Origin of the sequence: Myxococcus vastator, assembly GCF_010894475.1 — a bacterium.
Lineage (GTDB): Bacteria > Myxococcota > Myxococcia > Myxococcales > Myxococcaceae > Myxococcus > Myxococcus vastator.
In genome coordinates, this window is sequence record NZ_JAAIYB010000347.1 from 1 (window position 1) to 9095 (window position 9095).

Genomic DNA, 9095 nt, shown 5'->3' on the forward strand with positions numbered 1-9095 from the left:
TTCGGAAGCACCCCTCCGCCCCGCAAGACACAAGGGCCGGCCCCCCACTCGCGTGGGAGCACCGGCCCTCTGCGTCACTTCAGGCGGCTCACCGCGCCGCGACTACGACTGGCGGAACTCGGCGTCCACCACGTCGTCCTTCTTCGCGCTGGCCTGCGAGCCCGGCGCCGCGGAAGGGTCGACCCCCGGCGCGCCCTCGGCGCCCGGCGCGCCGCCCGTGGCGCGGTACATCTCCTCGGCGGCCTTGTAGCTGGCGGCCTGAAGCGCATCGAGCGCCGTCTTGATGGCGTCCTTGTCCTGGCCGTCGCGGACCTTGTTGAGCTCCGCCACCGCGTCCTCGAGCGCCTTCGCCGTGTCCGCGGAGAGCTTGTCCTTGTTCTCCTTCAGCAGCTTCTCGGCCGCGTAGGACTGGCTCTCCGCCTGGTTCTTCATCTCCACCAGCTCGCGGCGCGTCTTGTCGGCCGCCTCGTTGGAGCGGGCGTCGGCGACCATCTTCTCCACCTCGTCCTTCGCGAGGCCGGACGAGTGGGTGATGGTGACCTTCTGCTCCTTGCCCGTGGCCTTGTCCTTGGCGCTGACGTTGAGGATGCCGTTCGCGTCGATGTCGAACGTCACCTCAATCTGCGGCACGCCACGCGGCGCCGGCGGCATGCCCGTCAGGTGGAAGCGGCCGAGGCTGCGGTTGTCGCCCGCCATCTCACGCTCGCCCTGGAGCACGTGGATCTCCACCTGCGTCTGGCCGTCCGCGGCCGTGGAGAAGGTCTCCGACTTGCGCGTGGGGATGGTGGTGTTGCGCTCGATGAGCTTCGTCATCACCCCGCCCAGCGTCTCCACGCCCAGGCTCAGCGGCGTCACGTCCAGCAGGAGGATGTCCTTCACCTCGCCGGAGAGCACGCCGGCCTGCACCGCGGCGCCCACCGCCACGACTTCGTCCGGGTTCACCGAGCGGTTCGGCTCCTTGCCGAACAGGCGCTTCACGGCCTCCTGCACCTTCGGGATGCGCGTGGTGCCGCCGACGAGGACGATTTCGTTGAGGTCCTTCGGCTCCACGCCCGCGTCCTTGAGACACTTGCGGCAGGGCTCCAGCGAACGCTCGATGAGGTCGTCAATCATCGCCTCGAACTTGGCGCGCGTGAGCTTGACGTTGAGGTGCTTGGGGCCCGTCGCGTCCGCGGTGAGGAACGGCAGGTTGACGTCCGTCTCCATCGCGGCGGACAGCTCGATCTTCGCCTTCTCCGCCGCCTCCTTCAGGCGCTGGAGGACCATCTTGTCCTTGCTGACGTCCAGCCCCGTGTCCTTCTTGAACTCGGAGATCAGCCAGTCCATGATCCGCAGGTCGATGTTGTCACCGCCCAGGTGCGTGTCGCCGTTGGTCGCGAGCACGTCGACCACGTTCTCACCCACCTCGAGGATGGACACGTCGAACGTGCCACCGCCGAAGTCATAGACGGCGATCTTCTCGTCCTTCTTCTTGTCCAGGCCGTACGCGAGCGCCGCGGCGGTCGGCTCGTTCACGATGCGGCGCACGGTGAGGCCCGCGATTTCACCCGCGTCCTTGGTGGCCTGGCGCTGGGCGTCGTTGAAGTACGCGGGGACGGTGATGACCGCCTCCGTCACCTTCTCACCCAGGTAGTTCTCCGCCGCGCGCTTCAGCTTCAGCAGCACCTGCGCGCTGATCTCCGGCGCGCTGTACTGCTTGCCGTCGATGTCCACGCGCGCGTCGCCGTTGGGCCCCCGGGCGACCTTGTAGGGGACCAGCGTGGCCTCCTCGGTCACCTCGTCGTGCCGCCGGCCCATGAAGCGCTTGCTGGAGTAGATGGTGCGCTCGGGGTTGGTGATGGCCTGACGCTTCGCCACCTGACCGACCAGACGCTCGCCGTCCTTCGTGAACGCGACCACCGAGGGCGTGATGCGGCTGCCTTCCTCGTTGACGATCACCTTGGGCTCGCGACCCTCCATGATCGCGACCACACTGTTCGTGGTGCCCAGGTCGATCCCGATAATCTTGCCCACGGTTCGTATCCTCCGGAAAAGACTGCGTTTTCTTTGGAAACTTCTGATGTACGCCCAACGTAACCACCCACCCCTCGCTGTCAAACGCGGGGGCCATCGGGCCGCTCACCTGAAGGTGGTACTCCCCGCTGCGTAGCGCAGTGCGCAGGGCCGCACGCACCGCGTCACAGTCTCGCCACTCGCACGCCACGGGTGCGTAACGCGCTCTACACCGCCGTCACCCCGCGGTAGCAACCGGGCGGGCTTCTGGACGGCAGGGAACGATTCAACCCCTTGGAATCTCAAGCTCGCTCGTCTGCTGACGCCTTGCGTCAGGACTTGGCGAGGATTGTGCACTGGACAGGGGTGTCGCCGCCCGGTCCCCCGCGGGCGCCAACCTTCGGAGCCGCCCTCATGCTGGTCCAGCCCCTCCGCTCTCCCGATCTCCGCCGTGCGCCCACCTCGGACGTCACCGCTGAGCCCAAGGTCGCGGTCCTGCTGAACGCCAACGCCCGGAAGGTCGACGCTCGGGTGGTGAAGTCCCTGTCCCACGTGGTGCCGGAGCAGGACCTGTTCCTCTCCCGCTCGCCGCTGGACGCCCGCCGCATCATCCAGACGGTGTTGGAGCGTGGCTACCCCATGGTCTTCACGGGCGGCGGTGACGGCACCTTCATGGGCTTCGTGAATGAGGTCCTCCACCAGGTCGGCCCGCGCGGCCGCTTCGCGGGGAAGACGGCGCCGCGCTTTGGCGTCCTCAAGCTGGGCACCGGCAATGGCCTGGCCGCCTACGTCAACGCCTCCGGCACCCGGGGCGACGGCATCCTCAATGACGTGCTGCGCGCCCGCACGGGCGAAGTCCCGGGCTACCGCCCCATGGACCTGCTGATGGTGGACGGGCAGCGCGCGCCGTTCGCCGGCCTGGGCGTGGATGGCAAGGTGCTCAACGACTACATCTGGGTGAAGGAGAACCTGGGCAAGGGCTTCTTCAAGAGCGTCCTCAGCGGCAGCGGCGGGTACTTCTCCGCGGTGGCCTGCAAGACGGTGCCTCACTACCTCACCCACTCCCACTGGGTGGAGTGCGAGGTCACCAACGGCGCCTCCGAGGCCTACCGGCTGAGCCCTGAGGGCGGCACCATGGGTGAGCCGCTGGCCCCGGGCGCCACGCTGTTCCGCGGCCGGCTGATGATGGCGGCGGCGGGCACCATGCCCTTCTACGGCTACGGCTTCCGCATGTTCCCCTTCGCGGGCCAGCGCCCGGGCTACATGCAGCTGCGGCTGGGCCAGGTGACGCCCACGCAGGTGCTCGCCCACCTGCCCAAGCTGTGGAACGGCCGCTGGTTCCCCGAAGGCCTGATGGACTTCCACGCGCGCGACGTCACCATCCGCTTCGCCAACCCCATGCCCTTCCAGGTGGGTGGCGACGCGGCCGGCTACCGCGAGCAGGTCACCATGTCCGTGGCTCCGGAGTCCGTCGAGCTGGTGGACTTCACCGGCGCGATGAACTGAGCGTCCGCCGGGGGCCGCGTCTGGCTACCCGCGATCTCGGGACGCCGGGGGCTTCTCGCCCTGCTCCTTGCGGCGGGCCACCACGAAGGCGTAGCTGACGCTGGCCTTGCCGTTGCTCTCGCGGTGCAGCGCCAGCTCCTCGCGGAGCGCGGCGGGCTGCGCGCCGGGGATGGACGCCAGGAACGCCTCGATGTCCCGGTAGTGCGCGTCCAACTCCGCGTCATGGAGCGATTCGGCGGACTCGGGCTCGTAGCCGGCGCCCTCCACCACCTGCAGCAGCTCGCGCGGCAGCAACAGTGCCCCGGAGACGCGGCGCTCCCAGAAGTCGAGCGTGGCCTTGGGAGCAAAGCGCCCCACCCGCGCGGGGAACGTGAAGCCCAGCCGCCCGCGCTTCGCCAGCAGGCCGCGCAGGTTCGCCAGCGTGGCCTTCAATGGGTAGAGCACGCGGCCCTGGATGAGGATGCCGTTGAACTCGCCGTCGGACAGGCCCAGCGCGTCCAGCGCCACGCGGCGGACTTCAATCTGCTCCGCCAGCCCCTGCGCCCGCACGCGCTCACGCACCGGGTTGAGGACGGTGTCATCCGTGTCGGCCGCGACGACGGTGCAGCCCAGCTCCCGGGCGAGCAGCAGCGCGGCGCTTCCGTCGGGGCCACAGCCGAGCACCAGCACGCGCGAGCCGGGCTCCAGCTGGGCCACCTTCGCGAAGCGCCGCGTTGCGTCATCCGAGCTGAAGGCACGCCGGACATCCGCGGGGTGATACAGCGGGAAGGGCTCAGGCGGGCTCATGGCTTCCCATATACCCGCCTCGTCCAGAGACTTCCAGCCACGGCCCCTACAAGTAGTAGATGACCCGCTCGTCCTTGTGGAGCCCGTCGTAGATGGCGCGCCGCTGCTCTTCGGACAGCAGATACACGGACACGCTCAGGGAGACGTACTTGCCCTTGCTGCTGGGTTGCTCGTGGATGGCGTCCGGCGAGAGCTCCGTGCCCATGAACCGCTTGAACAGCTCACGGACATGCTCGATGAAGCCGGACCCCTGCGCGCCCATCACCTTGAAGGTGTAGTCGGAGGGGTACTCGATGAGGGGCTTCTTCTCCCCTTCGCCGGCGGAGGGGCTTCCTGCGTCTTCCTTCGTCATGTCTCGTACCAGCGGCTACAGCAGGTTGGCGGCGAGCTCGGCCAGGGCGCTGCGCTCACCCTTGGACATGGTGATGTGCGCGGCGATCTTCTCGCTCTTGAAGCGGTTGACCACGTGGACCAGGCCGTTGTTCGTCGCGTCCACGTACGGGTTGTCGATCTGGAACGGGTCTCCCGTGAGGATGATCTTCGTGTTGTCGCCCACGCGGGTGATGATGGTCTTCACCTCGTGCGGCGTGAGGTTCTGGGCCTCGTCCACGATGATGAACTGGTTGGGCAGGCTGCGGCCGCGGATGTACGTGAGCGGCTCGATCTCCATCAGCCCCAGGTCCAGCAGCTCGTGGTAGCCGCGCCCGGCCTTCTTGTCCGCGCGGCTGAGGTTCATCAGGAACTCCACGTTGTCGAAGATGGGCTGCATCCAGGGGTTCAGCTTCTCCTCGACGCTGCCGGGCAGATACCCGATGTCCCGGCCCAACGGGAAGATGGGACGGCTGACCAGCAGCTTCTGGTAGAGCCCCTCCTCCGTCACCTTCTGCAGCCCCGCGGCGATGGCGAGCAGCGTCTTGCCCGTGCCCGCCTTGCCGACGATGGTGACCAGCTTGATGTCGTCGTTGAGCAGCAGGTCCAGGCAGAAGGCCTGCTCCATGTTGCGCGGGCGGACGCCCCACGTGCCGTCCTTGATGTGCCGCACCAGCGGCACCAGCCGACCCTTGGAGCCGTTGAAGCGGCCCATGGCGGTATGGGACGGATTCGTCTCGTCCTTGAGGAGCACCACCTGGTTGGCGAACAGGGACTCGGCGTCTGGCAGCTCCACCTCGGCGCCCTGGCGGTACATCTGGTCCACCAGGTCCTTGGGGACCAGCCGCTCGGCGAAGCCGGTGTACAGCTCCGTGATCTCCACCCGCTCGGTGTCGTAGTCCTGGGCGATGAGGCCCAGGGCGTCCGCGCGGATGCGCAGGTTGGTGTCCTTGGTGATGAAGACGGCCTGCGTGTCCGGCTCCGCCCCCATCAGGTCGAGCGCCACCCCAAGGATGCGGTTGTCCATCAGGTTGCTGTCCGCCATGGACGGCGGCAGCGCGCGCTCGGTGAAGCTCACCCGCAACAGGCCACCGTGCGGCAGGGGCACCCCTTCCTTCAGGGAGCCCTCGGCGCGGAACGAATCCAGGTAGCGCGCCACCAGGCGCGCGTTGCGGCCCAGCTCGGAGAGATCGCGCTTGAACTGGTCGATCTCCTCGATGACGTAGATGGGGATGATGACGTTGTTGTCTTTGAAGCCGTAGATGCTGCGGGGATCGTGAAGAAGGACGTTGGTGTCGAGAATGAAGTTCTTACGCATCGTGGGTTGCGCGACCTGAAGGTTCGGCTGCGACCGCGAGGGACCGTGCGACGGTGAGTCTCCTGACCACTATAGGCACCCGCTCCAGGGGAAACAGCCTGCTTGTCGCCAGGATGTGCGGCTGTCCGAAACCCCACGCCCCAGGCGCCGGGGATGACGGCGGTCCCCACGGCGCCTTTCGGCGAGTCACCATGGATCAGCCCTGTAGCACGAGCGGCCGTCCGTTCAGTGCGCCACGACGGGCGCGAGCGGATCATACCCGAGCAGCTCCGCCACCCGCTCGGGCGGCGGCCCCGGTGGCATCCGCTCCCAGGGAAAGCACCGCTGGAGCGTCTCCTCGTCGAGCGTGAGCTGCCGCCGGGCCTCCAGTTGGAGCGCGTCATCCCACGCGTTCGCATCGAAGTGCTGCCCCAGCCGCGAGCTCAGCGGAGACACCATGGGCGAAGGCTTGAAGGCCACGGCCGCGCCGTGCTCGTCCCGCATGCAGTGCAGCTCCACCGCCCACGCGTGGAGCCAGCGCGGCAGGTGCCGCCCCGCCTGACGGAGCGCGAGGAAGCGGCCCTGCGCGGCGCCCTCCACGAAGAGGAAGCGGCGGTCATAGACGCAGGCGGCGGAGAAGGTGGAGGGCGTGAGGGCCAGGGCCTCGGTGCCGATGCGGCGGGCCATCAGCAGGAGCACGTCCAGGATGTGGCCGGCGAGCTTGAGCCCGGGGTGGCTCTGCCCGGGCAGGGGTGGCCGGTTCCAGTCAAAGGCGCGCCCCGGGTTCTGGAGCAACAGCGAGTCCAGGTACAGCAGCGGCGTGGCGGCGAGCGCGTCACCGAGCCCCACCTCGGCGCCAGTGGTCCGCCGCAGGTCCAGGTCCGCCACGGGGACGTAGAACCGCCGGCTCCAGAGGATGATGCGAGGCCGGTACGGGTCCGTGCACACGACGCGAAGCTCCAGCGGTCCGACCCGCTCCTCGACGCGCTGGAAGAGCCCATAGGCGCGCAGGGCCCGCTCCAGGCCCTGGGGGCTGTAGGTGCCGAAGACGAGGTCGGCGCGGGAGGCCTCGGCGCTGCCCAGCCCCAGGTCTTCCAGGGTCATCCCCTCGCGCTCGGAGACGGCCAGGTCCGGCCCGCTCAGCGCCTGATAGATGCGACGGTAGCGGGGGTTGACGGGCTGAGTCCGAGGCATGGCTCCCACCTATTCGTAGCGGATGTCCACCACCGTGAGTTCGATGTCTCCACGTGGCCGCCGCACCTCGACGGAGTCCCCCACGGCCTTGCGGAGGAGCGCCCGCCCCATGGGGGACTCCACGCTGATGCGCCCCCCGGAGGCGTCGATTTCGTCGGAACCGACGATTTGATAGGTGCTCCGGCCGCCGTCCTCATCCTCCAGGCTGACCGTCGCGCCGAAGAAGACGCGGGAGCGGTCGGGCTGCTCGGCGGGCGTGACGATGGTGGCGGTGTCCAGGCGCTTCGTGAGGAAGCGGAGGCGGCGGTCGATCTCGCGCAGGCGCTTCTTCCCGTAGATGTACTCGGCGTTCTCGGAGCGGTCGCCCTGGGCGGCGGCGGCGGAGACCTCGGCCGTCACCTTGGGGCGCTCCTCGTTGAGGAGATGGACGAGCTCGCGGTGCAGGCGCTCGGCGCCCGCCCGGGTGAGGTAGCGACGGAACGGGGCCCGCTCGGCGTCGTCCTCAGGCTCCTGTTCATCCGGTTGTACGTCCTGGGACATGGTTCCTGTATATCGCCACGGGGTGACGCGGAGCGAAGGACGCTGACCCGGACGTTCACCGGAGAGCGGTCGGGGCGCTGTCAGAAACGGCCCCATGCGCTCGCCAGTGGAAAGCGTCGCCGAGTGCTGGTAGGAAGCGCCTGCCCGGGGGCTTCCGGGTGGTGGCGAAAAATTTAAAAAAGAATAGTGCGAGTCGCTAGCTCAGCTGGTAGAGCACCGGCCTTTTAAGCCGAGGGTCGGGGGTTCGATCCCCCCGCGACTCATGTTGTCGCAGTGAAGGTGTGCCGTCCCCGTCGTCTAGAGGCCCAGGACGCTGGCCTTTCAAGCCGGTAACACGGGTTCGAATCCCGTCGGGGACATGTAAAAACGCGGGGTTGGACAGTGCGAACTGTCCAACCCCGTTCGTTTTTGGCCGTTGGGTGCTGTTAGTGCGCTGTTAGCGCGCCCCCTAACATCGGGCAGCGCGCCGCACCTTCAGCCGTCCTTAACTCCCCTCTTCGCCACAACCTGATCCGCTTCCCCTTGGGCTAGCGATGCACGCCGAAGCAGCCGTCGGTCAGGATGTCGTCACGTCATCCGGGTGGCGCTTGCCGCGACCGCGAGGCGGCGTGAGCCCCATCGCATCCAACGCCTCTTCGGCCTGAGCTGCCCGCGCCCTGAGTTCCGCAGCGGCATCAGCCTTCGTGAAGGTGCCCCCAATCCAGGCAGCCAGGTCTGCGGCCAGCTCACCGGCAGACTGGTAGCGCTCGCGGGGGGAGACCCGAAGAAGCCGGTTCAGCGTCACGCGCAGTCCCTGGGGGAGCCCCTCGGTCATCGCGTCCACGTCCGCGTCCGTCAGCGTCGCGGCACGCCAAATCGCGTCCTCCACCATGGATGATGCCCCCGCCAACGTGGCCCGCTTGATTGCCTGGACGACTCGCCGACGCTTCTTCACGGACAATGAGCCCATGACTTCGGGGGTGAGGACATCCGGGCAGAAGAGCAGATTCTTCCCCGTCGCCAGTTCGAGAAGCACCACCCCCAGCATGAAGAGGTCCGAGCGCGCATCGACGCGCCCGCCAAGCAGCATCTCGGGCGACGAATAGAAGTAGTCCCCTCCCGGGCCGCGAACAGAAGAGGCCACGCGTCCCGGCAAGTCGGACAGCGCGAGACCGAAGTCGCCGAGCCGAACCGAACCGTCCCAGTCGACGAAGATGTGCGCAACGTCGATGGCGCGGTGAACGATGTTCAAGGGGCGCCCGCTGTTGTCCTTCGCCGTGTGCGCGTACTCAAGCGCTGCCGCCACCTGCGAGCCCACGAACATCACGAAGAGGGGCGAGAACCATCGACGGCACTCGACAAGGAGCGTCAGCAACTCATTCAGGGAGTTCCCGGAGGGATGCTCGGCGCTGACGTACCAGTAGCCCTCGAC

The 9095-nt window shown here is 67.9% G+C and carries 8 protein-coding genes and 2 tRNA genes; 3 read left to right on the top strand and 7 right to left on the bottom strand.

What is annotated here, in order from left to right; all coding sequences use genetic code 11:
• Positions 1–102 precede the first annotated feature (102 nt).
• Positions 103–2013 (bottom strand): molecular chaperone DnaK, encoded by a 1911-nt coding sequence (gene dnaK, locus G4D87_RS27515; RefSeq protein WP_163785549.1) that lies wholly within the window; start codon positions 2011–2013, stop codon positions 103–105.
• A 393-nt stretch (positions 2014–2406) separates the two neighbouring features.
• On the opposite strand from dnaK, the gene G4D87_RS27520 reads away from it, so the two are divergent.
• A complete protein-coding gene (locus G4D87_RS27520; RefSeq protein WP_163785551.1) occupies positions 2407–3498 on the top strand; it encodes a diacylglycerol/lipid kinase family protein in 1092 nt (363 codons plus the stop codon).
• Between the two features lie 24 nt (positions 3499–3522).
• Here the strand turns inward: G4D87_RS27520 and G4D87_RS27525 are convergent, their stop codons facing one another.
• The 5 genes from G4D87_RS27525 to greB all read right to left on the bottom strand — a co-directional run bounded on the left by G4D87_RS27525 (position 3523) and on the right by greB (position 7684).
• Positions 3523–4284 (bottom strand): SAM-dependent methyltransferase, encoded by a 762-nt coding sequence (locus G4D87_RS27525; protein WP_163785553.1) that lies wholly within the window; start codon positions 4282–4284, stop codon positions 3523–3525.
• Positions 4285–4330: 46 nt separating this feature from the next.
• Positions 4331–4636, bottom strand: coding sequence for an HP0495 family protein (locus G4D87_RS27530; RefSeq protein ID WP_163785555.1), 306 nt, complete (start codon positions 4634–4636; stop codon positions 4331–4333).
• A 15-nt stretch (positions 4637–4651) separates the two neighbouring features.
• Complete coding sequence (locus G4D87_RS27535; RefSeq protein WP_163785557.1) at positions 4652–5971, bottom strand: PhoH family protein; 1320 nt, start codon at positions 5969–5971, stop codon at positions 4652–4654.
• 225 nt (positions 5972–6196) lie between these two features.
• On the bottom strand, positions 6197–7144 hold the full coding sequence (locus tag G4D87_RS27540; RefSeq protein ID WP_176412759.1) for a deacetylase: 948 nt from the start codon (positions 7142–7144) through the stop codon (positions 6197–6199).
• Between the two features lie 9 nt (positions 7145–7153).
• A complete protein-coding gene (greB, locus tag G4D87_RS27545; RefSeq protein ID WP_163785561.1) occupies positions 7154–7684 on the bottom strand; it encodes a transcription elongation factor GreB in 531 nt (176 codons plus the stop codon).
• A 190-nt stretch (positions 7685–7874) separates the two neighbouring features.
• Between greB and G4D87_RS27550 the strand changes: the two genes are divergently transcribed.
• Together G4D87_RS27550 and G4D87_RS27555 are read left to right on the top strand one after the other, a co-directional pair.
• Positions 7875–7947: transfer RNA gene (locus tag G4D87_RS27550), tRNA-Lys, on the top strand.
• A 23-nt stretch (positions 7948–7970) separates the two neighbouring features.
• A tRNA-Glu gene (locus G4D87_RS27555) sits at positions 7971–8043 on the top strand.
• Positions 8044–8240: 197 nt separating this feature from the next.
• Here G4D87_RS27555 and G4D87_RS27560 read toward each other — a convergent pair.
• Positions 8241–9095 (bottom strand): serine/threonine protein kinase (locus tag G4D87_RS27560; RefSeq protein WP_163785563.1); only part of this gene is annotated, 855 nt, incomplete at its 5' end.